The 25,754-nt window shown below is 65.0% G+C and carries 24 protein-coding genes; 11 read left to right on the top strand and 13 right to left on the bottom strand.

Going from position 1 to position 25,754, the window contains the following annotated elements; translation table 11 throughout:
* Nucleotides 1-98 precede the first annotated feature (98 nt).
* The 7 genes from EVC45_RS21140 (at nt 99) to EVC45_RS21110 (ending at nt 8,165) form a co-directional block, all read left to right on the top strand.
* Nucleotides 99-1,076, top strand: coding sequence for an AraC family transcriptional regulator (locus EVC45_RS21140; protein ID WP_129960185.1), 978 nt, complete (start codon nt 99-101; stop codon nt 1,074-1,076).
* Nucleotides 1,077-1,186: 110 nt separating this feature from the next.
* Nucleotides 1,187-2,149, top strand: a complete 963-nt coding sequence (locus EVC45_RS21135; protein WP_129960184.1) for a substrate-binding domain-containing protein — start codon at nt 1,187-1,189, stop codon at nt 2,147-2,149.
* A 62-nt stretch (nt 2,150-2,211) separates the two neighbouring features.
* On the top strand, nt 2,212-3,732 hold the full coding sequence (locus EVC45_RS21130; protein WP_129960183.1) for a sugar ABC transporter ATP-binding protein: 1,521 nt from the start codon (nt 2,212-2,214) through the stop codon (nt 3,730-3,732).
* On the top strand, nt 3,719-4,726 hold the full coding sequence (locus EVC45_RS21125) for an ABC transporter permease (protein ID WP_129960182.1): 1,008 nt from the start codon (nt 3,719-3,721) through the stop codon (nt 4,724-4,726). The genes EVC45_RS21130 and EVC45_RS21125 overlap by 14 nt, the downstream gene beginning before the upstream one ends.
* 40 nt (nt 4,727-4,766) lie before the next feature.
* A complete protein-coding gene (locus EVC45_RS21120; protein WP_129960181.1) occupies nt 4,767-5,855 on the top strand; it encodes an alcohol dehydrogenase catalytic domain-containing protein in 1,089 nt (362 codons plus the stop codon).
* Nucleotides 5,856-5,886: 31 nt separating this feature from the next.
* The gene (locus tag EVC45_RS21115) at nt 5,887-7,431 is read left to right on the top strand and encodes an FGGY-family carbohydrate kinase (protein WP_129960180.1); all 1,545 of its coding nucleotides are present in this window, start codon (nt 5,887-5,889) and stop codon (nt 7,429-7,431) included.
* A complete protein-coding gene (locus tag EVC45_RS21110) occupies nt 7,428-8,165 on the top strand; it encodes an SDR family oxidoreductase (RefSeq protein ID WP_129960179.1) in 738 nt (245 codons plus the stop codon). Before EVC45_RS21115 ends, EVC45_RS21110 begins: the two co-directional genes overlap by 4 nt.
* A gap of 16 nt (nt 8,166-8,181) precedes the next feature.
* Here the strand turns inward: EVC45_RS21110 and kynA are convergent, their stop codons facing one another.
* Genes kynA through kynB form a run of 3 tightly spaced genes read right to left on the bottom strand, consistent with a single transcriptional unit; the run spans nt 8,182 to nt 11,081 of the window.
* Complete coding sequence (gene kynA / locus EVC45_RS21105) at nt 8,182-9,129, bottom strand: tryptophan 2,3-dioxygenase (RefSeq protein WP_129960178.1); 948 nt, start codon at nt 9,127-9,129, stop codon at nt 8,182-8,184.
* 10 nt (nt 9,130-9,139) lie between these two features.
* Nucleotides 9,140-10,390 carry a kynureninase gene (gene kynU, locus EVC45_RS21100; RefSeq protein WP_129960177.1) on the bottom strand — a complete coding sequence of 417 codons (1,251 nt, stop codon included), beginning with the start codon at nt 10,388-10,390 and terminating at the stop codon, nt 9,140-9,142.
* A 52-nt stretch (nt 10,391-10,442) separates the two neighbouring features.
* Complete coding sequence (gene kynB / locus EVC45_RS21095) at nt 10,443-11,081, bottom strand: arylformamidase (protein ID WP_129960176.1); 639 nt, start codon at nt 11,079-11,081, stop codon at nt 10,443-10,445.
* A gap of 130 nt (nt 11,082-11,211) precedes the next feature.
* Between kynB and EVC45_RS21090 the strand changes: the two genes are divergently transcribed.
* The gene (locus EVC45_RS21090; protein WP_129960175.1) at nt 11,212-11,727 is read left to right on the top strand and encodes an Lrp/AsnC family transcriptional regulator; all 516 of its coding nucleotides are present in this window, start codon (nt 11,212-11,214) and stop codon (nt 11,725-11,727) included.
* 80 nt (nt 11,728-11,807) lie between these two features.
* Here EVC45_RS21090 and EVC45_RS21085 read toward each other — a convergent pair whose 3' ends face one another.
* From EVC45_RS21085 to EVC45_RS21075, 3 genes are all read right to left on the bottom strand, one after another.
* Nucleotides 11,808-12,317 (bottom strand): flavin reductase family protein, encoded by a 510-nt coding sequence (locus EVC45_RS21085; protein ID WP_129960174.1) that lies wholly within the window; start codon nt 12,315-12,317, stop codon nt 11,808-11,810.
* A 203-nt stretch (nt 12,318-12,520) separates the two neighbouring features.
* Nucleotides 12,521-13,483, bottom strand: a complete 963-nt coding sequence (locus EVC45_RS21080; protein WP_129960173.1) for a PDR/VanB family oxidoreductase — start codon at nt 13,481-13,483, stop codon at nt 12,521-12,523.
* Nucleotides 13,484-13,489: 6 nt separating this feature from the next.
* Nucleotides 13,490-14,887, bottom strand: a complete 1,398-nt coding sequence (locus EVC45_RS21075; RefSeq protein ID WP_129960172.1) for an aromatic ring-hydroxylating dioxygenase subunit alpha — start codon at nt 14,885-14,887, stop codon at nt 13,490-13,492.
* A 389-nt stretch (nt 14,888-15,276) separates the two neighbouring features.
* On the opposite strand from EVC45_RS21075, the gene msrA reads away from it, so the two are divergent.
* The gene (gene msrA, locus EVC45_RS21070) at nt 15,277-15,816 is read left to right on the top strand and encodes a peptide-methionine (S)-S-oxide reductase MsrA (protein WP_129960171.1); all 540 of its coding nucleotides are present in this window, start codon (nt 15,277-15,279) and stop codon (nt 15,814-15,816) included.
* Nucleotides 15,817-15,879: 63 nt separating this feature from the next.
* Here msrA and EVC45_RS21065 read toward each other — a convergent pair whose 3' ends face one another.
* From EVC45_RS21065 to pdxH, 3 genes are all read right to left on the bottom strand, one after another.
* Nucleotides 15,880-17,253, bottom strand: coding sequence for a DUF72 domain-containing protein (locus tag EVC45_RS21065; RefSeq protein ID WP_129960170.1), 1,374 nt, complete (start codon nt 17,251-17,253; stop codon nt 15,880-15,882).
* An 84-nt stretch (nt 17,254-17,337) separates the two neighbouring features.
* A complete protein-coding gene (locus tag EVC45_RS21060) occupies nt 17,338-18,552 on the bottom strand; it encodes a cyclopropane-fatty-acyl-phospholipid synthase family protein (RefSeq protein WP_129960169.1) in 1,215 nt (404 codons plus the stop codon).
* Nucleotides 18,553-18,702: 150 nt separating this feature from the next.
* Nucleotides 18,703-19,344: a pyridoxamine 5'-phosphate oxidase gene (gene pdxH / locus EVC45_RS21055; protein ID WP_129960168.1), complete on the bottom strand. Its 642-nt coding sequence runs from the start codon at nt 19,342-19,344 to the stop codon at nt 18,703-18,705.
* A gap of 260 nt (nt 19,345-19,604) precedes the next feature.
* On the opposite strand from pdxH, the gene tcdA reads away from it, so the two are divergent.
* Nucleotides 19,605-20,462 (top strand): tRNA cyclic N6-threonylcarbamoyladenosine(37) synthase TcdA, encoded by an 858-nt coding sequence (gene tcdA / locus EVC45_RS21050; RefSeq protein ID WP_129960167.1) that lies wholly within the window; start codon nt 19,605-19,607, stop codon nt 20,460-20,462.
* A 127-nt stretch (nt 20,463-20,589) separates the two neighbouring features.
* Here the strand turns inward: tcdA and trxA are convergent, their stop codons facing one another.
* On the bottom strand, nt 20,590-21,438 hold the full coding sequence (gene trxA, locus EVC45_RS21045) for a thioredoxin (RefSeq protein WP_129960166.1): 849 nt from the start codon (nt 21,436-21,438) through the stop codon (nt 20,590-20,592).
* 90 nt (nt 21,439-21,528) lie between these two features.
* Entirely contained in the window at nt 21,529-22,404 is an 876-nt protein-coding gene (locus tag EVC45_RS21040; protein WP_129960165.1) for a pirin family protein, read from the bottom strand.
* A 167-nt stretch (nt 22,405-22,571) separates the two neighbouring features.
* On the opposite strand from EVC45_RS21040, the gene EVC45_RS21035 reads away from it, so the two are divergent.
* Entirely contained in the window at nt 22,572-23,453 is an 882-nt protein-coding gene (locus EVC45_RS21035; protein WP_129960164.1) for an EamA family transporter, read from the top strand.
* An 84-nt stretch (nt 23,454-23,537) separates the two neighbouring features.
* On the opposite strand, the gene EVC45_RS21030 is transcribed toward EVC45_RS21035, so the two are convergent.
* Both EVC45_RS21030 and tsaE read right to left on the bottom strand, forming a co-directional pair.
* Entirely contained in the window at nt 23,538-25,160 is a 1,623-nt protein-coding gene (locus EVC45_RS21030; RefSeq protein WP_129960163.1) for an N-acetylmuramoyl-L-alanine amidase, read from the bottom strand.
* Nucleotides 25,142-25,750: a tRNA (adenosine(37)-N6)-threonylcarbamoyltransferase complex ATPase subunit type 1 TsaE gene (tsaE, locus tag EVC45_RS21025; RefSeq protein WP_129960162.1), complete on the bottom strand. Its 609-nt coding sequence runs from the start codon at nt 25,748-25,750 to the stop codon at nt 25,142-25,144. Before tsaE ends, EVC45_RS21030 begins: the two co-directional genes overlap by 19 nt.
* Nucleotides 25,751-25,754 lie beyond the last annotated feature (4 nt).

Raw genomic sequence — 25,754 nt, 5'->3', positions numbered from 1 at the left:
TCTTTTTAAGTGGCCGCCGACGCGTTTGGCGGTTACTTTTCGCTTTACAAGATCAAGATCGGCGGCGCCTCGCACGTGCCGCTTCATGGAGGCAGACAGTGCAACCTGATCTCGAAATCGTGGCCGTGCGCCACGACGAGTCGTTCAAAGTGTGGTCGCATGGCTATCCGTATCGCACGGTGCGCTGGCACTTTCACCCGGAGTACGAGATCCATCTGATCGTCGCGACGACCGGCAAGATGTTCGTCGGCGATCACATCGGCAGCTTCGCGCCCGGCAATCTCGTGCTGATGGGGCCGAACCTGCCGCACAACTGGGTCAGCGACGTGCCCGAAGGCGAGAGCGTCGCGCAGCGCAACCTGGTCGTGCAGTTCGGCCAGGAGTTCGTATCGAACTGTCTCGAGAGTTTTCCGGAGTGGCGTCAGGTCGAGGCGATGCTCGCCGATGCGCGTCGCGGCCTGTCGTTCGGTCACGAGACCTCGGCGCAGATCAAGCCGCTCTTTCTGGAACTGCTCGCGGCGCGCGGGTTGCGTCGGCTCGTGCTGTTCATGTCGATGCTGGAGATCCTGATGAACGCGCCGGATCGCGACACGCTCGCGAGTCCCGCGTATCAGGCCGATCCGACCAGCTTCGCGGCGACCCGCATCAATCACGTGCTCGCGTATATCGGCAAGAACCTCGCGAACGAGTTGCGCGAGTCGGAGCTTGCGCAGCTTGCCGGGCAGAGCGTCAGCGCGTTTTCGCGTTATTTCCGCCGCCATACCGGGCTGCCGTTCGTGCAGTACGTGAACCGTATGCGCATCAATCTCGCGTGCCAGTTGCTGACCGATGGCGAACTGAGCGTGACCGACATCTGCTTCAAGGCGGGCTTCAACAACCTGTCGAATTTCAACCGGCAGTTTCTCGCGATGAAGGGCATGGCGCCGTCGACGTTCCGTCGTTATCAGCAACTGAACGATGCGAGCCGCGATGCTTCCGAGCAGGCGGCCGCGCACGGCAGAGGCATCGATAACGCACCGGCGATCGTGCTCGCGCCGGGCTTGCCGCGCAGCGGCGTCGCGTACCCCGTCACATAGTGCCCGCCCGGTAGTTCGCTGCTTTAGTCCACTCGCGTTTCAACACGCATCGATCGCGCTGTGCGCATACAGCGCGAGGGGCGTGCTCACTTCAAAAAATGGAGACAACCATGAAGCCGTCTGCTTTTCCGCTTAGCTCATCGAACCGCTCAACGACATTGACCCGCCGTGTCGCCGCGCTCGCGTTCGGTATGTCGCTCATCGCGATGTCCACAACGCAAACCGCGCAGGCCGCGCCGCTGAAAATCGGCATGACGTTCCAGGAACTGAACAACCCGTACTTCGTGACGATGCAAAAAGCGCTGAACGACGCGGCCGCGTCGACCGGCGCGACGGTCGTCGTCACCGACGCGCATCACGACGTCAGCAAGCAGGTCAGCGACGTCGAAGACATGCTGCAAAAGAAGATCGACATCCTGCTCGTCAATCCCACCGATTCCACCGGCATTCAGTCGGCGGTCATGTCGGCGAAGAAGGCGGGCGTCGTGGTGGTCGCGGTCGATGCGAACGCGAACGGTCCGGTCGATTCGTTCGTCGGCTCGAAGAACTACGACGCGGGCGTGATGGCTTGCGACTACCTCGCGAAGTCGATCGGCGGCAGCGGCGAGGTGGCGATTCTCGACGGCATTCCGGTCGTGCCGATTCTCGAACGCGTGCGCGGCTGCAAGGCGGCGCTCGCGAAAGCGCCGGGCGTGAAGCTCGTCGATACGCAGAACGGCAAGCAGGAACGCGCGACCGCGCTGTCCGTCACCGAGAACATGATCCAGGCGCATCCGAATCTGAAGGGCGTGTTCAGCGTGAACGACGGCGGCTCGATGGGCGCGCTGTCGGCGATCGAATCGTCGGGCAAAGACATCAAGCTGACGAGCGTCGACGGTGCACCTGAAGCGATCGCCGCGATCCAGAAGCCGAATTCGAAATTCGTCGAGACCTCCGCGCAGTTCCCGGCCGACCAGGTGCGTATCGCGCTCGGCATCGCGCTCGCGAAGAAGTGGGGCGCCAATGTGCCGAAGGCGATTCCGGTCGACGTGAAGATGATCGACAAGAGCAACGCGAAGGGCTTCAGCTGGTAACGCAAACACAGGCCGCCGCGCGTGGCGATCATGCGCGGCGGCCGGCGGCAGAGGAACACGCGATGGACACGATTCTGAAGCTCGACAACATCAGCAAGAGCTTTCCCGGCGTGAAGGCGCTGCAAGGCATTCACCTCGAGATCGCGCGCGGCGAGATTCACGCGCTGCTCGGCGAGAACGGCGCGGGCAAGTCGACGCTGATGAAGATTCTGTGCGGCATCTATCAGCCGGACGAAGGCACGATCACGCTCGACGGCGAGCAACGCCACTTCGCGAACTATCACGACGCGGTGGCCGCGGGCGTCGGTATCGTGTTTCAGGAGTTCAGCCTGATTCCGTATCTGAACGCGGTGGAGAACATGTTTCTCGGCCGCGAATTGCGCAACCGCTTCGGCATGCTCGAACGCGGCAGGATGCGGCGCGCGGCGGCGGAGATTTTCGAGCGGCTCGGCGTCGCGATCGATCTGTCGGTGCCGATCCGGGAACTGTCGGTTGCGCAGCAGCAGTTCGTCGAAATCGGCAAGGCGTTGTCGCTCGATGCGCGCGTGCTGATTCTCGACGAACCGACCGCGACGCTGACGCCTGCCGAAGCCGCGCATCTGTTCACGATCATGCGCGAGCTGAAGCAGCAGGGCGTTGCGATGATCTTTATCTCGCACCACCTGGAAGAAATCTTCGAAGTGTGCGACCGCATCACGGTGCTGCGCGACGGACAGTACGTCGGCATGACCGAGGTCGCGCAATCCGACGTGAGCCGGCTCGTGCAGATGATGGTCGGACGACGCATCGAAAGCAGCTTTCCGCCGAAGCCGGCGGCGCGCGCCGACGCGAAGATCGTGCTCGACGTGGTGCGCCTTCAGTTGTTAAAGGACAGCCCCGAACTGAGCTTCACGCTGCGCGAAGGCGAGATACTCGGCTTCGCGGGACTCGTCGGTTCGGGGCGCACCGAGACCGCGCTCGCGGTGATCGGCGCGGACCGTGCGCACGTGAAGGAAATTCGCGTCAACGGCACCGCCGCGAAACTCGCCGATCCCGCCGATGCGTTGCGCGCGGGCGTCGGCATTCTGCCCGAGAGCCGCAAGACCGAAGGGCTCATCACCGACTTCTCGATCAAGCAGAACATCTCGATCAACAACCTCGGCAAGTACCGCTCGCTGCGCTTTTTCATCGACCAGCGCAGCGAAGCGCGCGCGACCGCCGACATCATGAAACGCGTAGGCGTGAAGGCGCCGACGATGCACACCGAAGTCGCGACGCTCTCGGGCGGCAATCAGCAGAAGGTCGTGATCGCGCGTTGGCTCAATCACCACACCAACATCCTGATCTTCGACGAACCGACGCGCGGCATCGACGTCGGCGCGAAGGCCGAAATCTATCTGCTGATGCGCGAACTGACCGCGCGCGGCTACTCGATCATCATGATCTCGTCCGAGTTGCCGGAGATCGTCGGTATGTGCGACCGCGTCGCCGTCTTCCGGCAGGGCCGCATCGAAGCGCTGCTCGAAGGCGACGCGATCGAGTCGAACGCCGTGATGACCTATGCGACCGCCGGTGCGTCTGGAGCCTCTCATGAACATGCCTAATCCTTCTTCCTCTCCGAAAACGTCGGGCGTCAGCAGCGACACGCCGGGCGCGCCGGTGCGCTTCACGTGGGCCGCGCTGAAACGCTCGACGCTGTTCTATCCGTTCATCGGCCTGCTGGTGGTCTGCATCGTGATGGTGTTCGCGAGCGACAGCTTTCTGTCGGCCGCGAACATCGAGAACGTGCTGCGCCAGGTGTCGATCAACGCGATCATCGCGGTCGGCATGACCTGCGTGATCCTGACGGGCGGCATCGATCTGTCGGTCGGCTCGGTGATGGCGCTCGCCGGCACGCTGTCGGCCGGGCTGATGGTCGCCGGAATGAACGGGGTGGCGGCGCTGGCGGTCGGCATCGCGGTCGGTCTCGGCTTCGGCGCGGCCAACGGCTTCTTCGTCGCGTTCGCCGGCATGCCGCCGATCATCGTCACGCTCGCGACGATGGGCATCGCGCGCGGCCTCGCGCTGATTTACACGGGTGGCTATCCGATCGACGGTCTGCCCGACTGGGTCAGCTTCTTCGGCAGCGGCAAGATCCTCGGCATCCAGGCGCCGGTCGTGATCATGGCGGTGATCTACGTGATCGCGTGGGTGCTGCTCGAACGCATGCCGTTTGGGCGCTACGTGTATGCGATCGGCGGCAACGAACAGGCGACGCGCTTGTCCGGCGTGCGTGTCGCGCGCGTGAAGCTGATCGTCTACACGATCGCCGGTTTGACGTCCGCGTTCGCGGCGATCGTGCTGACCGCGCGTCTGATGAGCGGCCAGCCGAACGCGGGCATCGGTTTCGAACTCGATGCGATCGCCGCTGTCGTGATGGGCGGCACGTCGATCTCCGGGGGACGCGGCTCGATCATCGGCACGCTGATCGGCGCGCTGCTGCTCGGCGTCCTGAATAACGGCCTGAACATGGTCGGCGTCAATCCATACGTGCAGAACGTGATCAAGGGCGGAATCATTCTGCTCGCGATCTATATCAGCCGCGACCGCAGAAAGTAACGCTCACTTCCCCACCTCCTTCTTATCGCAGGACCATGCAATGACGACTCAATCCGACCAGCAGAACATGACCGCCATCGTCTGTCATGCACCGAAAGACTATCGCGTCGAGCAGGTTCAGAAGCCGCGCGCCCGTGCGCACGAACTGGTGATCCGCATCGCCGCGTGCGGCATCTGCGCGAGCGATTGCAAATGCCATTCGGGCGCGAAGATGTTCTGGGGCGGCCCGAGCCCGTGGGTCAAGGCGCCGGTGATCCCGGGCCATGAGTTCTTCGGCTACGTCGAGGAACTGGGCGAGGGCGCGGCCGAGCATTTTGGTGTGCGCAAGGGCGAGCGCGTGATCGCCGAGCAGATCGTGCCGTGCGGCAAGTGCCGCTACTGCAAATCCGGCCAGTACTGGATGTGCGAAGTGCACAACATCTTCGGCTTTCAGCGCGAGGTCGCGGACGGCGGCATGGCCGAATACATGCGCATTCCGCCGACCGCGATCGTCCATAAGATTCCCGACGGTATCTCACTCGAAGACGCCGCGATCATCGAGCCGCTGGCGTGCGCGATTCACACGGTCAATCGCGGCGATCTGCAACTGGACGACGTCGTCGTGATCGCGGGCGCGGGTCCGCTCGGTTTGATGATGACGCAGGTCGCGCATCTGAAGACGCCGAAGAAGCTCGTCGTGATCGACCTGGTCGAAGAGCGGCTGGCACTCGCGCGCGAATACGGCGCGGACGTGACGATCAATCCGCAGCAGCAGGATGCGCTCGCGATCATCCATTCGCTGACTGACGGATACGGTTGCGACGTCTATATTGAAACGACCGGGGCGCCGATCGGCGTGAACCAGGGGATGGACCTGATCCGCAAGCTCGGGCGCTTCGTCGAGTTCTCGGTGTTCGGCGCCGATACGACGCTCGACTGGTCGGTGATCGGAGACCGCAAGGAGCTCGACGTGCGCGGCGCGCATCTCGGACCCTATTGCTATCCGATCGCAATCGATCTGCTCGCGCGCGGGCTCGTCACGTCGAAGGGCATTGTCACGCACGGCTTTTCGTTGGAAGAATGGGACGAAGCGATCCGGATCGCAAACTCGCTCGACTCGATCAAGGTGCTGATGAAGCCGCGCGCGTGAAAACGCTGCGTGGCCATTCAACGGAGACTCTATGAACTACGTGATCGGCGTCGATATCGGCACGCAGAGCACCAAGGCGCTGCTGGTCGACGAGCACGGTGCGATCGTCGCGCAGCATGCGTCGGGCTATCAACCCGATACGCCGAAGCCGTTGTGGGCCGAGCAGTGGCCCGCGGTGTGGCTGAAGGCGGTGGTCGAATGCGTGGCCGCGTGCGTCGGCGACGCGCAGGCGGCCGGCATCGCGCCGGGCGCGATCAAGGCGCTGTGCGTGAGCAGCCTGTACGGCGGCTCCGGCATCCCGGTCGACACCGACATGCGGCCGCTCGCGCCGTGCCTGATCTGGATGGACCGGCGCGCGACCGCGCAGGTCGACTGGGTGCGCGAGAACGTCGATCTCGAACGGCTCCTCACGATCACCGGCAACGGCGTGGACAGCTACTATGGCTACACGAAGATGCTGTGGCTGCGCGAGAACGAGCCGGACGTGTGGGCGCATACGCGCTATTTCCTGCCGCCGAACGCGTACGTGATCTATATGCTGACGGGCGAAATCGCCGTCGATCACAGCTCGGCCGGCAATCTCGGCGGCGTCTACGATATCGCGCGGCGCGACTGGTCGGACGAAGCGCTCGACATGCTCGGCATTCCCGCGACGATGATGCCGGAGCGGCTCGTCGAATCGTCCGAGGTAGTGGGCGGGCTGTTGTCGCAATGGACCGCGCAACTCGGTCTCGACGCGGGCACCCCGATCGTCGCGGGCGGCGTCGATGCGGCGATGGCGACGTTCGCGGCCGGCGTCACACGCGCGGGGCAGCACGTCGCGATGATCGGCACCAGCATGTGCTGGGGTTACATCAATCAGCGCGTCGACGCGCGGCATGGCTTGATCAGCATGCCGCACGTTTTCAACGGGCAGCACGACCTCTACGTATTCGGCGGCGCGATTACCGCGGGCGCGTCGGTCACGTGGTATCGCGAGCAGTTCTGCCATGCGGAGATCGAGGCCGCGCGCGCGACCCCGCATGGCGATCCGCATCGGCTGCTCGAAGAAGCGGCCGCGCAAGTGCCGGCCGGCGCCGATGGCGTGCTGTTCCTGCCGTATCTGATGGGCGAGCGCAGTCCGGTGTGGGATGCGAAGGCGAGCGGCGCGTTCGTCGGGCTATCGCTGTTTCACACGCGCGCGCATCTGTATCGCGCGGTGCTCGAAGGCGTGTCGTTCGCACTGAAGCACAACATCGAGGCCGGGCGCCAGGGCGCGCAATCGCTCGACGACAAGCTGATCGTCGTGGGCGGCGCCGCGCATTCGGACCTGTGGATGCAGATCATCGCCGACGTCACCGGCTATCCGGTCTACACGATCGAGCAGGACGTCGAAGCTGCGATGGGCGCCGCGTTGCTCGCTGCGCTCGGCGTTGGCCTCGTGTCGAGCGAAGCGGCGCAAGGCGGCTGGGTCACGCTGATCGAGCGCGCGCAGCCCGACGCCCGGCGCATGGCGTTATACGAGCAGCGCTTCGGCGTGTACGTGGATCTCTATCCGGCGTTGAAGCCGGTCATGCATCGCTTGCACTCATCATGAACGCTACCTTCGATTTTTCCGGCCGCTCGATCCTGGTGACGGGCGCCTCCAGCGGCATCGGCCGCGCGACGGTCGAGGCGCTGTGCGCGAGCGGCGCGTCGGTCGTCGCGGCCGCGCGCAACGTGAACGAGCTCGCGCGGCTCGCCGAGGAAACCGGCTGCGAGCCGTTGCGGCTCGACGTCGGCGACGAAGCCGCGATCGACGAAGCATTCGCGTCGCTCGAACCGTTCGACGGTCTCGTCAACTGCGCGGGCATCGCGTTGCTCGAACGCGCGGTGGATACGACGGCCGCGAGCTTCGATCGCGTGATGGCGGTGAATACGCGCGGCGCGGTGCTGGTCGCGAAGCACGTCGCGCGGGGCATGCTCGATGCGGGGCGCGCGGGCAGCATCGTCAACGTGTCGAGTCAGGCCGCGCTCGTCGCGCTCGACGATCATCTGAGCTATTCGGCGTCGAAGGCGGCGCTCGATGCGGTCACGCGCGCGTTGTGCATCGAGCTGGGGCCGCACGGGATTCGCGTGAACAGCGTGAACCCGACGGTCACGCTGACGCCGATGGCGGCGCTGGCCTGGAGCGATCCCGTCAAACGCGATCCCGCGTTACAGGCGATTCCGCTCAGGCGCTTCGCCGAATCCGCCGAAGTCGCCGCGCCGATCCTGTTTCTGTTGAGCGACGCGGCGTCGATGATCAGCGGCGTGTGTCTGCCGATCGATGGCGGCTATACCGCGCGTTGACGAGTCGGGATGAAAGTCAGAGCAGCGTGCGCACGTGCCACAGCTCGGGGAACAGCACGACGTCGAGCATCTTGCGCAGATAGGGCGCGCCGCTGGTGCCGCCGGTGCCCTGCTTGAAACCGATGATGCGTTCGACCGTCGTCACATGCCGGAAGCGCCATTGACGAAATGCGTCTTCGAGATCGACGAGTTCCTCGGCCATCTCGTACAGCTCCCAATGCTCGGACGGATTGCGATACACCTCGAGCCATGCCGCTTCGACCGATGCATCATGCTCGGTCGGCTGCGTCCAGTCGCGCTTGAGCCGCGCGGGCGAGATGCTGAAGCCGCGGCGCGCGAGCAGCCGCACCACTTCGTCGTAGAACGACGGCGCTTCGAGCGATGCTTTCACTTGCTGGTACACGTCGGCGCGATGCGCGTGGGGCTTCAGCATCTGCTCGTTCTTGTTGCCGAGCAGGAATTCGATCTGCCGGTATTGATACGACTGGAAACCCGACGAGCTGCCCAGGTACGGCCGCATCGCCGTGTATTCGGACGGCGTCATCGTCGCGAGCACGCTCCACGCCTGCACCAGCTGCTCCATGATCCGCGACACGCGCGCGAGCATCTTGAAGGCGGGCGGCAACTCGTCGCGATGCACGGCCGCGAGCGCCGCGCGCAGCTCGTACAGCGCGAGCTTCATCCACAGCTCGCTGGTCTGATGCTGGATGATGAACAGCATTTCGTTGTGATCCGGCGACATCGGATGCTGCGCGTCGAGCAGCGTGCCGAGCGACAGATAATCGCCGTAGCTCATCGACTCCGAGAAGTCGAGCTGCGCGTCGTGCCAGCCGCTGTCGGCCATGCTCGCCGAGGCGGTCGCAGCGCTCGCGTGCGGCGCCGTGGCCGTGCGGCCATGCCCGAACGGGCAGCCTTGTGCCGCCGGTTCTTCTGGCAAGCCCGGCGTTTGCATATGATCGGTCATTCTCGAATCCTCAGGTAACGGCGCCGCGCTGGGCGAATTCAGGAGCCCGCCAGGCCTCGCGGGCGAGCACGTCGCGCAAGGTTTCGACGGCGTCCCAGACGTCGACGAAGCGCGTGTACAACGGCGTGAAGCCAAAACGCAGCACGTGCGGTTCGCGATAGTCGCCGATCACGCCGTGCGCGATCAGCGCCTGCATTACTTCGTAGCCGTGCGGATGTTCGAAGCTCGCATGCGAGCCGCGCTGCGCATGCTCGCGCGGCGTCACGAGCTGCAGTGGAAATTCGCTGCAACGCGTCTCGACCAGTTCGATGAACAGGTCGGTCAGCGCAAGCGACTTCTCGCGCACCGCCTGCATGTTCGTTTGCAGGAACACGTCGAGTCCGCATTCGACGAGCGCCATCGACACCATCGGCTGCGTGCCGCACAGGTAGCGACCCACGCCGTCGTCGGGCCGATACGTCGGGCTCATCTCGAATGGCGCGCGATGCCCCCACCAGCCCGACAGCGGCTGCGAAAACTCGTTCTGGTGGCGCTTGGGCACCCATACGAACGCGGGCGAGCCGGGGCCGCCGTTCAGATACTTGTACGTGCAGCCGACCGCGTAGTCGGCACCGACGCCGTTCAGATCGACCGGCACCGCGCCCGCCGAATGCGCGAGATCCCACACCGCGAGCGCGCCCCTGTCGTGGATCAGCTTCGTCAGCGCCGCCATGTCGTGCATGTAGCCGGTGCGGTAGTTCACGTGCGTGATCATCGCGATCGCGGTGTCCTCGCCGATCGCGTCGGGCAACTCCGACGGATCGTCGACGAGGCGCAGTTCGTAGCCGCGATCGAGCTGCTCGATCAGGCCCTGCGCGATATACAGATCGCTCGGGAAATTCGAGCGCTCGGACACGATCACGCGACGCTTCGGATCGCGCGCATTGGCGAGCCGCACCGCGGCCGACAGCAGCTTGAACAGGTTGATCGAGATCGTGTCGGTGATCACGACCTCGTCTTCGGCCGCGCCGATCAGCGGCGCGAGCTTGTTGCCGAGCCGGCGCGGCAGCGCGAACCAGCCGGCGTTGTTCCAGCTGCGGATCAGTCCTTCGCCCCATTCGGCGGCGATCACGGTCTGCGCGCGCTGCGCGGCGGCGGCCGGCGGCACGCCGAGCGAGTTGCCGTCGAGATAGATGGTGGTCGGCGACAGCGCGAACTGGTCGCGCAACGCTGCGAGCGGGTCGGCGCTGTCGAGCGCCACGGCTTCGTCACGATGGTTCATGGTGGTTCGATGGGTTGGGTTGTCGGGTTGTTGGTTCGCCGAGTCGCGTGACTTAGCGAGTGCCTTGCAGTGCGCGCAGCACCGCGCGTACCGGGCTCGCGTCGAGGGTGGTCAGCTTCAGCGGCAGTGCGATCAGCTCGTAGTCGCCGGGCTCGACCGCGTCGAGCACGATGCCTTCGAGAATCGCCATCCGGTGCACGCGAATGCGGTGATGCGCGTCCATCGTCTTCGATTCCTGCGGATCGAGCGACGGCGTGTCGATGCCGATCAGCTTCACGCCGCGCGCGGCGAGCAGGTCGACGGTCTCGGGCGCGACCGCGCAGAACGCGCTGTCCCACTCGCGCGTCGGCGCCTTTCTGTAAGTGCGCAGTAAGACTCGCGGCGGCAGCTCGTCGAGCGAGCCGGCCAGGTGTTGTGGCGTCACAACAGGCGACGCGCCGATACAGTCAATCACTCTGCATAAACCGAGGTACGCGTCGAGCGGCACGTCGCCGATCGCGGCGCCGTCGGCGTCGTAGTGCAGCGGCGCATCCGTATGCGCGCCGGTGTGCGGCGAGATCGTCAGACGCGCGACATTGACCGGCGAGCCAGCCTCCATGCGCCAGACACGCTCGATCCCGACCGGCGTGTCGCCCGGCCAGACGGGCGTGGCGGTATCGACAGCGGGGGTGATGTCCCAGAGTGCTTGCATGACAGTTTCGACGGTTGGTAACTATCTATAAATGATAGAGGTCAAGCCGCGAAATGTGATTGCGAAAAAATCTCCTTACCAGCCGTGTCTTGGAACATAATTTGATTCAAACAGGAAAGGGAGACCGAATATGAACGCGATCTCGCTCGACGCCACCGATTGCCGTATCTTGACGGTGCTACAGCAGGAAGGACGAATCAGCAATCTCGACCTGGCGGAGCGCATCTCGCTGTCGCCGTCGGCGTGTCTGCGACGGCTGCGTCTGCTGGAGGAGCAGGGCGTCATCGAACACTACCGGGCGTGTCTGAACCGCGAAGTTTTGGGGTTCGAGCTCGAAGCGTTCGTGCAGGTATCGATGCGCAACGATCAGCAGAACTGGCATGAGCGCTTTGCCGAAGCATTGCGCGACTGGCCCGAAGTGGTCGGCGCGTTCGTCGTGACCGGCGAAACCCACTATCTGCTACGCGTGCTCGCGCACAACCTCAAACATTATTCCGATTTCGTGCTCAATCGCCTGTACAAGGCGCCGGGCGTGATGGACATCCGTTCGAACATCGTGCTCGAAACGCTGAAGGAAGATTCGGGCGTGCCGGTGTCGCTCGTGAAGAAGAGCAGCGGGCACGGAGCCACGCATAACGAGCGCTGAGGGTGGTGAGGGCGGGGGCGCGCCGGTTTCGACGCGTCTGACCGGTGGGCGCTATCGGCGCCAAGGCAGCGCCGCGCCGCTCAAAGCGGCTTCAGGCCGTGGAACTGGCCGCCCTGGAACACGAGCGGCTGCATGTCGGCGGCATTTTCATGCACGCCGCAGCGCTCCACTTCGCCGACGAAAATGACGTGGTCGCCTTCGTCGTAGCGGCTGCGGTTGTGGCATTCGAACCACGCGAGCGCGCCGTCGAGCACCGGCATGCCGGTGTCACCCGCCGCGTGTGACACGCCCTCGAAGCGGTCGCCCTTCACGGTCGCGAAGCGCTTGCACAGATCGAGCTGCGTCGAGGCCAGCACGTTGATCACGTAGTGACTGTTGGCGCGGAACACCGGCATCGACGCGGAGCGCGTCGCGAGACTCCACAGCACGAGCGGCGGAGTCAGCGACACCGAGTTGAACGAGCTGGCCGTGATGCCGATCAGCTGGCCGGACGCGGCGCGCGTCGTGATCACGGTGACGCCGGTCGCGAACTGGCTGAGCGCCTGTTTGAACGCGGACTGGTCGAAATTGGGTGGGCTCGCGCGCTTCATCGGGGCGAGGTCCCCGAAGCGCGCAGTGTGAAAGACGGACTAAAGCGCGAATCCAGGCGCGAATAAAAGCGCGGACATGCGTGGCTGGCAGCGGATGTTTCGAAAGTCATGGTGAAAATCGTCGATTTCCGCCAATTTTAACTGCAATCGCCGCGCGCGCCGCACGCATGATGCATGCGGTGCGCGGTCCGGCGCCAGCGTGTTCACAGGTCGAGCACGAGCCGGCCGCCGGGTTTCGCGCCGGACACGCAGATCATTATGCTTCGGCCCGCCGCTTTTTCCGCTTCGCTCAGCACGCAATCGCGATGCTCGGGCTCGCCGTCGAGCACGGTGGTCTCGCATGCGCCGCAGATGCCTTCGCCGCAGCTGTAGTCGCAGCTGACGCCGGCCGCGAGCAGCGTGTCGAGCAGGCGCTGGTCGTCCGGCACCTCGATCGTGCGCTCGCTGCGTTTCAGATAGACGACGTAGCTGCTCGTCGGCACGAGTGTCGCGGCCGGATCGGCGGCGAAGCGCTCGACATGCGCGTTCGCGATGCCGCTCGCCGCGCAGGCGGCCTCGAATGCGGCGAGCATCGGCAATGGGCCGCAGCAGTATGCGTGCACGTGCTTCGGCTGCGCGGCGAGAAACGCTGCGAGATCGAACGGCTGGCCGCCGTGCTCGTCGTCGAACCACAACTCGACGGCGCCGCCGAGCGCCGCGAACTCGTCGAGAAACGCGGCCTGCTTGCGCGAGCGCGCGCAATAGACGACGCGCGCGGTCTTGCCCTGCGCGCGCAACTGCCGGTACATGCAAAGGATCGGCGTCACGCCGATACCGCCCGCGATCAGCACGCTCGAGTCGGCATCCGGCGCGAGCGCGAAGTTGTTGCGCGGCGCGCTGATCGGCAGGACCGTCGCGCAGCGCAGGCTGTCGTGCACGAAGCGCGAGCCGCCGCGGCTGTCGGGGTCGCACAGTACGCCGAGCACGTAGCGGTCGACGTCGTCAGTCGAATTGAGCAGCGAATAGCTGCGCGTGACGCCGTTCGGCAGATGCAGATTGACGTGCGAGCCCGCGCTGAACGCGGGGAAATGCGCTCCGTCGGCGGGCACCAGTTCGACGCTCAGCACGCCTTCGGCTTCGTGACGCAGCGTGCGCACGCGGGCTTGCAGCAGAGGGGAATGCGTCATGGCGGTTTAACGGCTCGCCGGTTGTTGAATGGATTCGGCGCGGCCTGGGCTGGTCGTTGCCGCGCTTGCCGACGAGCTTGCGACGCCATCATGCGTCTGCGCTTCCTGCGGCGCCGACGCGCCATGCACGATAAAGAGCTTCGCGCGCTGCGTTTTCTGCCCGATCGCCTGTTCGTAAGCGAGCCGCACCTGCTCCGGTTGCCCCGCCTGACCGATGAAGTCGCGCAGATATGGTCCGAGCAGCTGATGCCGATCGAGCTCCGCGCGCGGCAGGCCGTCGATCATCTCGTCGCGGCACGCGGATGGCAGCGGCATGTCTCGGTTGGCGTCCGGGTCGCGAATCAGGCCCTTCGGCTCGGCGCCGGCCGCGACCGCGTCGAGTTCATCGAAGAAGCGCTTGCGCAGCATCACGATGCCGCGATCGCTCGCGCCGAGCGTTTCCCTCGTGCGATCGGTGATGCGCCCCTGGCCGACCCACGCGGCAAAATCCTGATTCGCGACGTGGCTCGTGATCCATGCGCCATGCTCGTCGTACAGCGGCCCGTACCAGGACGGAATGCGCTGCTGCACGTACGGCTCCTGCTCGCGCGGCACGCGGCTGAACACCCATAGCACGCTCAGCGTGTTTTCGTCGTCGATCGGTACGCGCCATTCGAAGTGGTGACCGAGATAGAACGCGTTCGGCCACAGCGTGACGCGACCGACGGTCCACATCGGATTCTCCTCGGTCTCCGATGCGCGCAGCCGCTTGTAGACGAAGCCGTGGTCGAATTCCTCGTACTGCGTCTTCAGATGCGTGGGCACGTACTCGGCCTGGCTATCGTGCAAACGCGCGGTCCAGTTGTTGTGCGTCCACTCGAAGTGAATCGGATCGATCGAATTTTCCTGGCACTGGAACCAGTTGCACGGCAGTTCGGCAAAAACTGCCTGCGCGAAGCCGTTCTTGAAATTGAAGAGCTCCCAGTCGGGCAGCTCGGGTGCCGGCGCCGGACCCATGTATGCCCACAGCATGCCGGCCTTCTCGCGCACTTCGTAGGCCTTGACCGTGGTCTTTTTGCGCAGGCGAGCGTCGGCATCGACGATCTCCTCGAAGGGCTGATGCAGGCACTGTCCGGTCGAGCCGAACTCCCAGCCGTGATACGCGCAACGCAGACCGTCCTGTTCGACGAAGCCGAACGCGAGATCGGCGTTGCGATGCGGACAGCGCCGCTGGATCAAGCCGTACTGGCCCGACAGGCTCCTGAACAGCACGAGGTCTTCGCCGAACAGCCGGATCGGCCGCACTGCCTTGTCGTCGAACTCGCTCGCGCCGGCAACCGGGTGCCAGTAACGGCGTAGATATTCGCCCATCGGCGTGCTGGGTCCCACCTGAGTCAGTAACTGATTATTTTCCGCGCTCAACACCTCCGTTCTCCTCCTTGCATCGGTCTGATACGTGCAATCCCTGACCTGAATTCTCGGCCGAAGCCGCTGGCCGGACAACTTCCATGGCCACCATAAAAGTTGCCGATCGTCCCGAATTGACGCGCGGGCGCGGCGCTTGCTGATGTGCTGCAGGGTTATTCACCCATCGCGCGCCGGCGTTTCTATACTCGATATCTGCACGGCGGATTCGCGGGTATTTGCGCGGCGGGTTGCGAGGCGGCTTCGCGCGACGGGTGCCTGACCAGGTACCGGGCCAGGGCCTTTTGACACGCGTTTTCGGCCATATATTCGGAAGCGGTGGCAGACCCGGCGGCGCGACGCAGGCCGGCTGCCGATCATTGTGTGAATCTGATTCTGGGGTGAAGCTTATGAACGAGACGGCAACGCTCGGCGGTGGATGTTTCTGGTGCCTCGAGGCGGTCTATCTGGGCGTCGAGGGCGTCAATGCGGTGGAGTCGGGTTATGCGGGCGGTCACACGCGCCATCCGAGCTACGAGCAGGTCTGCGATGGCGACACCGGTCACGCGGAAGTAGTCAAGGTCGACTTCGATCCGGCGAAGATCAGCTATCGCGAGATTCTCGACATCTTTTTCGCGATCCACGATCCGGCCCAGTTGAACCGGCAGGGCAACGACGTCGGCACGCAATACCGCTCGGCGATCTTCACGCATTCCGATGCGCAGCGTGAAACCGCGCTGCAGGCGATTCGCGAGATCGGCGAGGAGCGCATTTACGACGGCAAGATCGTGACCGAGGTGCTGCCGCTCGACGGCAACTACTGGCCCGCCGAGGCCTACCATCAGAACTATTTCGCGCAGCACCCGAATCAGGGCTACTGCTCGTTCGTGGTCGCGCCGAAGGTCGCGAAATTCCGCCAGAAGTTCGCGCATCGGATCAAGGCGGGTTAAGAGGGCAGCGCAGGAATCGGAGTCGGCAACGGGCGGGTGCGCGAGGCCGCCCGTTGGTGTTCGTCAGTGTAGTTCCTGTGCTTGCGACGGCACGTCATCGGCGTCGACGCCGCCATCGCCAACTTCTTCGCTTGCCTGCGTGATACGCACGCAGGCTTCGACGATCTCTTCGGCCAGCTTCACGCAGCTGAGCGGCGCCGATCCTTCCGCCTTGTTGTTGACCGCGATCACGACCGGCTGGCCGGCGAGCGCGTAGCGCGCGGCCAGCTCGGCAAGCGACGCGCGAGTCGCCGGATCTTCGTCGACGAGCCGGTTGAACGGCTCGTACTTCGCCTTCGCCTGTTCGTACTTGAAGCCGCCGTGCAGGCTCCAGCGCACGATCAGCGGGCCGGCCGGCTCGCCGTCGAGCAGTGCGAGCGCGGCGGCCTGGCGCAGCGGATCGGGCATCCGCGCATGAATGCCGACGCAGTAGCGCACGCCCGCCGTTTTCAGCATGCGAATGAAGCGCGGCGTGAGCAGGCTCGCGTCGCGAATCTCGACCGCGTAGCAACTACCGTCGGGCAGCCTGGGCAGCGCGTTGAAAAACTCCGCCAGACGCTCGATGAACACCGCCGGCTGCGCGAGCATCTGATCCGGCAGCGGCGAGAACTGGAACATCAGCGCGCCGGCCTTCGCGCCGAGGCCTTCGAGACAGGGCGTGACGAAATCGTCGATCGCCATCTGCGCGTTCAGGAAGCACGGGTTCAGCGACACCGGCTCACCGCGCTCGGCACGCACGGTGGCGTCGGTGATCGTCATCGGCGCTTTGACGATGAAGCGGAAGTGCTCGGGCACCTGCTGCGCGTAGCGCAGGTATTCGGTGACCGTCAGCGCCTGGTAGAACGAGCGGTCGATGCTGACCGTCTTCAGCAGCGGATGCGCGCCGTACGCGCTCAAGCCTTCGCGCGACAGCTTGCTGTTGCTGTAGTCGTCGCCGTAGACGATGCCGCTCCAGCCCGGGAACGACCATGTCGATGTGCCGAGGTGGATCTGCGGCGGCAATTGTGCGGCGAGCGCGAGCAGTTCCGGCGACGGCGGTGCGGCGAGCACGTCGCGGCCGCGGCGTTTTTTCGGGGCGGCGGGGGAGGCGGTTGAGGAGTCCGGCTCAGGAGCCAGTCCGTCGGGCGTGGTTTCGCCTTCGAATAGCGACGCGGCGGCCTTGGCTTTCGTAGTCTTCGGCGTGCGCTTGCGTTCTGGCGGCGCGGTAGCGCCGCCCGTGGAATCAGCTTCGCTCGTGGACACGGCCGGTGAGTCCACCGCCGTCTCCACCGGCATTCCGAACAGATCGAACTGCTGCGTGGCTTCATGCTCCGCGCCGTCCGGGGCGCCGACTTCGGCGTCTTCGCCAGCTTTGCCGTTCAACGGCTCTTCAACGTCACGCGTGCTGCTTGGGTCCATCGATGTCCGGCCTGCTGTTCATCAGAGTTGCGCCGCGGCGCGCGCTTCATGCACGCCGCCGCGGCGCGACCGGTCGCAGCCGGGTCACAGCGGTTTTTCGTACATGTAGCGGCGCGACCACGGCAGGGTTTTCGCGCTGCGGCCGGCTTTGCGGCACACCACCTGGAAGATCGACACGTCGTCGTTTTCGAACGCATACGCGCAGCCGGCCAGATACACGCGCCAGATGCGGAATTTTTCGTCGTCGACCAGCTTGCGCGCTTCGTCCGCATGGGCTTCGAAATTTTCCGCCCAGAGGTCGAGCGTGTGCGCATAGTGACGGCGCAGGCTTTCGACGTCAACCGGTTCGAGCCCGCCGCGCTGCATCGATTCGAGCGCGAGGCCGATATGCGGCAACTCGCCGTCCGGGAATACGAAGCGGTCGATGAACTCGCCGCCGCCGAGCGCGGTTTCGCCGCTGTCGGCGTCGCTCGACGTGATGCCGTGGTTCATCGCGATGCCGTCGTCGGCGAGCAGGTCGTGCATCTTCTGGAAATAGCCGTGCAGGTTCTTGCGACCAACGTGCTCGAACATGCCGACGCTCGTGATGCGATCGAACTGCCCCTGGATGTCGCGATAGTCCTGCAGGCGGATTTCGATCTGATTATCGAGGCCCGCCGCCTTCACGCGCGCGGTGGCGAGATCGAACTGGTTCTGCGACAGCGTGACGCCGACGCATTTCGCGCCGAACTTCTGCGCGGCGCGCAGCACGAGCGCGCCCCAGCCGCAGCCGATGTCGAGCAGACGCTGCCCCGGCTGCACCTGGATTTTGGTCAGAATGTGATCGATTTTCTTCAGCTGCGCGGTTGCGAGGTCTTCGGTGCCGGTCTCGAAGTACGCACACGAGTAGACCATGTTCTCGTCGAGCCACAGCTTGTAGAACTCGTTCGACACGTCGTAGTGATACTGGATTGCCTTCTTGTCCGAGGTCTTCGAATGATTGAAATAGCGACGCACGCGCGCGAGCTTGCCGGCGCTCGTGACGGTGCTGCGCGCAAGCTGGTAGCTGACATTGATGATGTCCGACAGCTTGCCCTCGATGTCGATCTTGCCTTTGACATAGGCTTCGCCGAGATTGTCGAGGCTCGGTTCGAGCAGATAGGGCAGCGCGGTTGCGCTTTTCACGTGTAGCGTGACCCGGGGCGCGGCGAACTGCCCGAAGTCGTGTTGCTGACCGTCCCACAGCACGAGGCGTGCGGGCAGGTTAGCGGTGGTTTTGACATCTTCAACCCACTGCGCCAGCTTTTTCTCCCAGAACATGTGATCTCTCCGTGTTCGTTGATTTAAAGCAAAGCCATGTGGATCGCGACAGGGCGCGGCGCATTGCGCGGGCCGCGCGAACGCAATCCCGCCGACGCGCGCCGCTACGTTTGGCGGCGCCGCCGGCGTCATTCGTCGATCATCGTCCGGTCAGGGCGACAGGCGTGCGATCAGCCAGTTGGCGCTTTCTTCCGCGCGCGTGTAAAGCAGACGATCGTGCAGCCGCGATGGCCGCCCCTGCCAGAATTCGATCGCGTCGGGCACCAGACGGTAGCCACCCCAGTGCGGCGGACGCGGAGGATTGTCGCCGTATTGCAGGCTGATTTCGCGTTCGCGTACTTCGAGCTGCGAACGGCTTTCAATCACCTGACTCTGATTCGATGCCCATGCGCCGATGCGCGAGCCGAGCGGACGCGACGTGAAATAGGCATCGCTGTCTTCAGCGCTAGTTTTAACGACGCGGCCCTCGATACGGACCTGGCGTTCGAGCTCGATCCAGTAAAACAGCAGGCTCGCATACGGGTTCGCGGCCAGTTCGCGGCCCTTGCGGCTCTCGTAATTGGTGAAGAACACGAAACCGCGCTGGTCGACGCCCTTGATGAGCACGATGCGTGCCGAAGGCCGGCCGCGCGCGTCGACCGTGGCCAGCGTCATTGCATTCGGCTCGGGCAGCTTGGCGTCGATTGCCTGCTGAAACCACGTGCCGAATTGACGGAACGGATCGTGGTTGACGTGGGCAACGTCCAGTGAGCCCAGCGAATAGTTTTTTCGAAGCTCGGCGAGTGAGATCATGTTCTTATGCGACCGCTACAGTTAGCCAAGTATAGCTAAGGAGCCAGTTTTTTGCGCGCGAGCGGATCAACGTAACGCGGCGCCAGTTGCGAGCGCCAGGCCTGCAACGTTGCGCCGTTGCTCGTGGTCCTGCGCGGCTGCTTTCACGCGTTCAGGCAAAATACGGGCTGCGCGCTTATTTGCCAAAGCGATTTGCCAAGGTGAATTGCCAAAGCGCCGCCGCCTGTTCCGTTCCGCCTGTGTTTTCGAGTCCCGTCATCATGTCTAGCACCACCGCGCAATCCGATCTTACTACCAGCCTCGACGCGAATGAAACCGCCGACCGCGCGCGCCGTTTCGGCGGTATCGCACGCCTGTATGGCGCGCCCGCGCTCGCCGCGTTCGAGGGCGCGCACGTCGCGGTGATCGGCATCGGCGGCGTGGGGTCGTGGGTCGCGGAGGCGCTTGCGCGCAGCGCGCTCGGCACGCTGACGCTGATCGATCTCGACAACGTCGCCGAAAGCAACACTAACCGGCAGATTCACGCGCTCGACGGCAACTACGGAAAACCGAAGGTCGAGGCAATGGCCGAGCGCATCAAGGCGATCAATCCGTACTGCGACGTGCGGCTGATCGAAGACTTCGTTGAGCCGGACAATTTCGTGGCGACGCTCGGCGGCGGCTTCGACTACGTGATCGACGCCATCGACAGCGTGCGCACCAAGACCGCGCTGATCGCATGGTGCGTCGAGCGTAAGCAGCCGCTGATCACGGTCGGCGGCGCGGGCGGTCAGCTCGACCCGACGCGTATCCGCATCGACGATCTCGCGCTGACGATCCAGGACCCGCTGCTGTCGAAGGTGCGCGGGCAGTTGCGCAAGCAGCATGGTTTTCCGCGCGGGCCGAAAGCGAAGTTCAAGGTGAGCGCCGTGTATTCGGACGAACCGCTGATCTACCCGGAAGCGGCCGTCTGCGATATCGACGAGCAGGCCGAGCACGTCAGCACGTCGCCGGGACACACGGGGCCGGTCGGCTTGAACTGCGCGGGGTTCGGGTCGAGCGTGTGCGTGACCGCGAGCTTTGGTTTCGCGGCTGCGGCGTTCGTGTTGCGGGAGTTGGCGAAACGGGCGGTGGCCTAGTGGGCGGCTGAGGTGCCGGCTTAGGTCACCGCTTAGGTGACCGCTTAGGTGACCGCTTACGTGGTTGCGTGGGCGCGGATTCTTCCACCCGCACCCAACCCGCCGCCACGCGAGCGGCTTCAAACGATCAATACAACGACGCGCTCAGCCTGCGCCGCCACTGCGACACCAGCTCCGGCTGGTGCCCGGCCAGATCGAACACCGACAACATCGTCTTACGGCCGATATCGTCGCGGAACGCGCGGTCGCGCTGCACGATCGCGAGCAGATGTTCGAGCGCCTGCGCGTATTTGCGTCGCGCGATAAACGCATTCGCGAGATCGTAGCGCGCTTCCAGATCGTCGGGATTGCCCGCGACGCGCGCTTCGAGCGCATCGGTGGGCGGCAGGTCCGCGGCGGCGTCCACCGCGTCGAGCCGCGTCTTGATCGCGTTGAAACGCGCGTCGATGCCCTGCGTGGTCTTCGGCGACAGCAGATCGACTTCGTTGCGGGCCTCGTCGATGCGGTTGTCTTCGAGCAGCAACTCGATGCGGTCCATGCGCGCGTCGTCGAAACCCGGGTCGTAAGCGAGCGCGGCTTGCAGCAAGTCATACGCTTCGTCGCGGCGGCCTTCGGCGAGCGCGGTCTGCGCTTCGATGCGCGCGGCCGGCGCGCCCTGCGGCACGAGCCGCTCGAGGAATTCGCGCAGCTGACCTTCGGTCAGCACGCCGATGAACTGATCGATGGCCTGGCCATCGGCGAACGCGATCACGTGCGGAATGCTGCGCACCTGGAAGTGCGCGGCCAGTTCGTGGTTCTCGTCCACGTTGACCTTCACGAGCTTCCATTTGCCGGCGGCTTCCGCTTCGAGCTTTTCGAGCATCGGGCCGAGACTCTTGCAGGGGCCGCACCATGGCGCCCAGAAATCGACCAGCACGGGGGCCAGCATCGACGCCTTGATGACGTCCTGTTCGAAAGTGGCCAGAGTGGTGTCCATTGCGTCCTCGTCGATAAAAACGGTTTGTGGCTACATGGGGCCGAATCGCGCGATTTCAATGCGGTCCTGCGCGTGCGGGGCCCGGCGCCGTCACTTGCGCGGCGGCAGCGGAATCCATTCGGTTTCGCCGGGCACGTGGCCCATTTCCTGATTGGTCCATGCGAGCTTCGCGGCTTCGATCTTCTCGCGCGAGCTCGCGACGAAATTCCATTCGATGAAGCGCTCGCCGTCGAGCTTCTCGCCGCCGAGCAGCATCACGCGCGCGCCGTGGGTGCTCGCGAGCGTGACGGTTTCGTCGAGCGCGAGCACGGCCATCTGGCCGGCTTCGAGCGGCGTGCCGTCGATTTCCAGATCGCCTTCCACCAGATACACGCCGCGTTCCTCGTGCTCCGGTTCGAGCGCGAACGCGCTGCCCGGCGTGAAGTCGGCGGCGACGTACAGCGTGCCCGAGAACGTCGCGACCGGCGACACCGCGCCGAACGCGGTGCCCGCGATCACGCGCAGCGTCACGCCGTTGCGCTCGACGACCGGCAGGGTCGCCGCCGCATGATGCGCGAACGACGGCTCGGCGTCTTCATCGGCGAGCGGCAGCGCGACCCAGGTCTGGATGCCGTGAATCTTCTGGCCGCGCGCGCGGTCTTCCGGCGGCGTGCGCTCCGAATGGACGATGCCGCGCCCGGCCGTCATCCAGTTGACGTCGCCGGGGACGATCTTCTGCTCGGAGCCGAGGCTGTCGCGATGCATGATCGCGCCGTCGAACAGATAGGTGACGGTCGCGAGCCCGATATGCGGGTGCGGGCGCACGTCGAGGCCGGTGCCGGGTTCGAGGGTTGCCGGGCCCATGTGGTCGAAGAAGATGAACGGGCCGACGAGGCGCGCCGCCAGCGCCGGCAGCACGCGCCGCACGGTCAGATTGCCGATGTCGCGTAAGTGCGGTTTGAGGACGGCTTTGATCGAGGAAGTCATGGGCAGGCTCGGCGGGAAAGTGGAAGGAGAAGGCTCGAATGGTCGATTCTACTGCGCGCCGCGTGCGTCCGACGGCGACGGCGCACGCTGACCATGAGCGGGCGCAATGAACCGGGTTCGCAGCCTCCGCTACACTGCCGGATTGAACCATCACATTGGAGAGGCGAATGTCGCCCAGGGACTTGCTGCTCGCGCTGATCGTCGTGGTCGCGTGGGGCGTCAACTTCGTCGTGATCAAGGTCGGCCTGCACGGCGTGCCGCCGATGCTGCTCGGCGCGCTGCGCTTCACGCTCGCCGCGGTGCCGGCGGTGTTTTTCGTCAAGCGGCCGCAAATGCCGTGGCGGTGGCTGTTCGCCTACGGCGCGACGATTTCGTTCGGGCAATTCGCGTTCCTGTTCTCGGCGATGTACGTCGGCATGCCGGCGGGGCTCGCGTCGCTGGTGCTGCAGGCGCAGGCGTTTTTCACGCTGATCTTCGCGGCGCTGTTTCTGCACGAGCGCTTCCGTTTGCCGAACGTCGCGGGTCTGCTGATCGCGGCGGCGGGGCTCGCGGTGATCGGACTGCAAGGCGGCCACACGATGTCGCTCGCCGGTTTCCTGCTGACGCTGTGCGCCGCGTGCATGTGGGCGCTCGGCAATATCGTCACGAAGAAAGTCGGCAACGTCGATCTGGTCGGACTGGTCGTGTGGGGCAGCCTGATTCCGCCGTTGCCGTTCTTCGCCGCGTCGTTCGTGTTCGAAGGGCCGCACGAGATCGCCGCCGCGCTGACCGGTATCAGCGCGCTGTCGATCTTCGCGATCGTCTATCTGGCGTTTATCGCGACATTGGTCGGCTACGGCTTGTGGAGCCGTCTGCTGTCGCGCTATCCGGCGAGCCAGGTCGCGCCGTTCTCTCTGCTGGTGCCGATCGTCGGGCTTGCGTCGGCATCGCTGCTGCTCGGCGAGCAATTGTCCGCGGTCCAGGTGGCGGGCGCGTTGCTCGTGATGGCGGGGCTCGCGGTCAACGTGTTCGGCGGCTGGGTCGTGCAGCGCCTGATGCCGGCGCGCTGAGCAACCGTTGCGGCGCGCGTGCATAAAAAACGGCCGTGAGGCCGTTTTTTTATTGCTCCATGCCCGACGACATCCGCACGGACATCACGTCATGCGGCTCTTCGCGAGCGGCGGATTCGCCGCGAAATAGCGCTTGATGCCGGTCAGAATCGCATTGGCCATCTTCTCGCGATACGCGTCGTCGTTCAGGCGCCGCTCTTCGTCCGGATTGCTGATGAACGCGGTCTCGACGAGGATCGACGGAATGTCCGGCGCCTTCAGCACCGCGAAGCCGGCCTGTTCGACCGAGCCCTTGTGCAGCTTGTTGATGTCGCCGATCTCCTTGAGCACGAAGTTGCCGTAGCGCATCGAGTCGCGAATCTGCGCGGTGGTCGACATGTCGAACAGCGCGCGGTTCACGGTGGCGTCGTCGGACTTGATGTTGATGCCGCCGATCAGGTCCGACGAGTTCTCCTTGTTCGCCATCCAGCGCGCGGCCGCGCTCGACGCGCCGTGCTCCGACAGCGCGAACACCGACGAGCCCTTCGCCTCGGGCGTGGTGAACGCGTCCGCGTGGATCGACACGAACAGGTCCGCGCCGACGCGGCGCGCCTTCTGCACGCGCACGTTCAGCGGCACGAAGAAGTCGGCGTCACGCGTCATCATCGCGCGCATGTTCGGCTGCGCGTCGATCTTCGCGCGCAGCTTCTTCGCGATGTCGAGCGCGACGTGCTTCTCGTAGGTGCCGCCCCCGCCGATCGCGCCCGGATCCTCGCCGCCATGACCCGGGTCGATCGTGACGGTGAGCAGTCGCACGGTATTGCTGCGGCTCGACTTCGGCGTGGTGAATGCGTAGGTGTCGTCGCCTTCGCCCAGGTTGTCGTTGTTGCTGTCGAGCCCGCGCGCGGTGCTGTTGCCGTTGGCGTTGCCACCCTTGTTGCGGGCGATCACGCTGGGCGGCGCGGACGGGGTCGTCTGCCTGCCGGCAATGACCGGCGCGGACGGCGCCGTCGTGCCATGCATGGGCGGATGCGGCACACCCGCGGCGCCATTGCCGGCGCCACTGCCGCCACCATTACCCGCGCTACCGTTTTGCGCGTAATGCTCGAAGAACGCGTCGCTGTTGTCGGTGGGCGGCGTCGTGCCGGGGCCGGCGAGCGTCGCGGGCGGCGCGCTGTTTTCTTCGTTGAGCGCCTGCTGCTTGCGCTCGGACTGCGCGAGCAGATCCATCAGCGGATCGGGCGCGACAGCCGGATACAGGTCGAACACGAGGCGGTACCTGTAGGCGCCGACCGGCGGCAGCGCGAACACCTGCGGCTTCACCGAGCCCTTCAGGTCGAACACCATGCGCACCACGTGCGGCTGATACTGCCCGACCCGCACCGACGAAATCTGCGGATCGTTCGGCGTGATCTTCGACACCAGATCCTTCAGCGCCTGATCGAGATCGAGGCCGTTCAGATCGACCACGAGCCGGTCCGGTCCCTGCAGCAGTTGCTGCGTGTTCTGCAGCGGCTGATCCGATTCGATCGTCACGCGCGTGTAGTCGCGCGCGGGCCACACACGCACGCCGAGCACCGAGCTCGCAAAAGCGAGACGCGGCGCGACGAGGCCGAGCACCAGCGTCGACGCTCCCGCGCGCAGGATCTGCCGGCGCCGCCAGTTATGCGTTGCGCCCGCCGCGGATTCGATCGAGTGGAACGGTTTGATTAACATCTTTCGAGACATGCCTTTCCTGATTCGCTATAAGCGCGTGCGACGAGTATGCGTGCGTCCGTGCTTGCGTCCGCATTCGCGTCCGCGTTTGCGTCCGTGGTGCCGACGAGCCCCAGCGAGAAGACGAGATCCGGCACGCCGAGCAGCGCTCCCGCGCGTTGCGGCCATTCGACGAGGCAGACCGCGCCGCTATCGAAATATTCGCGAAAGCCCGCGTCGGCCCATTCGGCCGGATCGGTGAATCTGTACAGATCGAAGTGATAGAGCGCGAGTTCCCCGGCAGGCCGCTCGAGCACATACGGTTCGACGAGCGTGTAGGTCGGACTGCGCACGCGGCCGGTGTGGCCGAGGCCGCGCAAGGTCGCGCGCACGAGGGTGGTTTTGCCGGCGCCGAGATCGCCGACGAGTTGCACTTGCAGGCCGTGGAACGGGAGGCCGTTGGCGACGCCAGGCTGTGCCCGCAATGCCGCGCGCACGCTTTCGATCGCCTGCGCGAAGCGCGCGCCGAACGCCTGCGTGGCGGCTTCGTCCGCGAGCGCGAAAGAGCGTTCGAGCAGCACGGGAGCGGACGGGAGGGTCGCGTGATCGGAAGTGACAGGCATTCTC

This window comes from Paraburkholderia sp. UYCP14C, assembly GCF_004197395.1.
GTDB lineage: Bacteria > Pseudomonadota > Gammaproteobacteria > Burkholderiales > Burkholderiaceae > Paraburkholderia.
The sequence above is the reverse complement of the archived record's forward strand: the minus strand, read 5'-3'. Positions and strand labels throughout refer to the sequence as shown.

What these genes read in the sequence shown, in the direction of transcription:
- EVC45_RS21135 (WP_129960184.1), top strand. Translation starts at nt 1,187, where the DNA reads ATGAAGCCGTCTGCTTTTCCGCTTAGCTCATCGAACCGCTCAACGACA.
- EVC45_RS21130 (WP_129960183.1), top strand. Translation starts at nt 2,212, where the DNA reads ATGGACACGATTCTGAAGCTCGACAACATCAGCAAGAGCTTTCCCGGC.
- EVC45_RS21125 (WP_129960182.1), top strand. Translation starts at nt 3,719, where the DNA reads ATGAACATGCCTAATCCTTCTTCCTCTCCGAAAACGTCGGGCGTCAGC.
- EVC45_RS21120 (WP_129960181.1), top strand. Translation starts at nt 4,767, where the DNA reads ATGACGACTCAATCCGACCAGCAGAACATGACCGCCATCGTCTGTCAT.
- EVC45_RS21115 (WP_129960180.1), top strand. Translation starts at nt 5,887, where the DNA reads ATGAACTACGTGATCGGCGTCGATATCGGCACGCAGAGCACCAAGGCG.
- EVC45_RS21110 (WP_129960179.1), top strand. Translation starts at nt 7,428, where the DNA reads ATGAACGCTACCTTCGATTTTTCCGGCCGCTCGATCCTGGTGACGGGC.
- kynA (WP_129960178.1), bottom strand. Translation starts at nt 9,129, where the DNA reads ATGACCGATCATATGCAAACGCCGGGCTTGCCAGAAGAACCGGCGGCA.
- kynU (WP_129960177.1), bottom strand. Translation starts at nt 10,390, where the DNA reads ATGAACCATCGTGACGAAGCCGTGGCGCTCGACAGCGCCGACCCGCTC.
- kynB (WP_129960176.1), bottom strand. Translation starts at nt 11,081, where the DNA reads ATGCAAGCACTCTGGGACATCACCCCCGCTGTCGATACCGCCACGCCC.
- EVC45_RS21090 (WP_129960175.1), top strand. Translation starts at nt 11,212, where the DNA reads ATGAACGCGATCTCGCTCGACGCCACCGATTGCCGTATCTTGACGGTG.
- EVC45_RS21085 (WP_129960174.1), bottom strand. Translation starts at nt 12,317, where the DNA reads ATGAAGCGCGCGAGCCCACCCAATTTCGACCAGTCCGCGTTCAAACAG.
- EVC45_RS21080 (WP_129960173.1), bottom strand. Translation starts at nt 13,483, where the DNA reads ATGACGCATTCCCCTCTGCTGCAAGCCCGCGTGCGCACGCTGCGTCAC.
- msrA (WP_129960171.1), top strand. Translation starts at nt 15,277, where the DNA reads ATGAACGAGACGGCAACGCTCGGCGGTGGATGTTTCTGGTGCCTCGAG.
- EVC45_RS21065 (WP_129960170.1), bottom strand. Translation starts at nt 17,253, where the DNA reads ATGGACCCAAGCAGCACGCGTGACGTTGAAGAGCCGTTGAACGGCAAA.
- EVC45_RS21060 (WP_129960169.1), bottom strand. Translation starts at nt 18,552, where the DNA reads ATGTTCTGGGAGAAAAAGCTGGCGCAGTGGGTTGAAGATGTCAAAACC.
- pdxH (WP_129960168.1), bottom strand. Translation starts at nt 19,344, where the DNA reads ATGATCTCACTCGCCGAGCTTCGAAAAAACTATTCGCTGGGCTCACTG.
- tcdA (WP_129960167.1), top strand. Translation starts at nt 19,605, where the DNA reads ATGTCTAGCACCACCGCGCAATCCGATCTTACTACCAGCCTCGACGCG.
- trxA (WP_129960166.1), bottom strand. Translation starts at nt 21,438, where the DNA reads ATGGACACCACTCTGGCCACTTTCGAACAGGACGTCATCAAGGCGTCG.
- EVC45_RS21040 (WP_129960165.1), bottom strand. Translation starts at nt 22,404, where the DNA reads ATGACTTCCTCGATCAAAGCCGTCCTCAAACCGCACTTACGCGACATC.
- EVC45_RS21035 (WP_129960164.1), top strand. Translation starts at nt 22,572, where the DNA reads ATGTCGCCCAGGGACTTGCTGCTCGCGCTGATCGTCGTGGTCGCGTGG.
- EVC45_RS21030 (WP_129960163.1), bottom strand. Translation starts at nt 25,160, where the DNA reads ATGTCTCGAAAGATGTTAATCAAACCGTTCCACTCGATCGAATCCGCG.
- tsaE (WP_129960162.1), bottom strand. Translation starts at nt 25,750, where the DNA reads ATGCCTGTCACTTCCGATCACGCGACCCTCCCGTCCGCTCCCGTGCTG.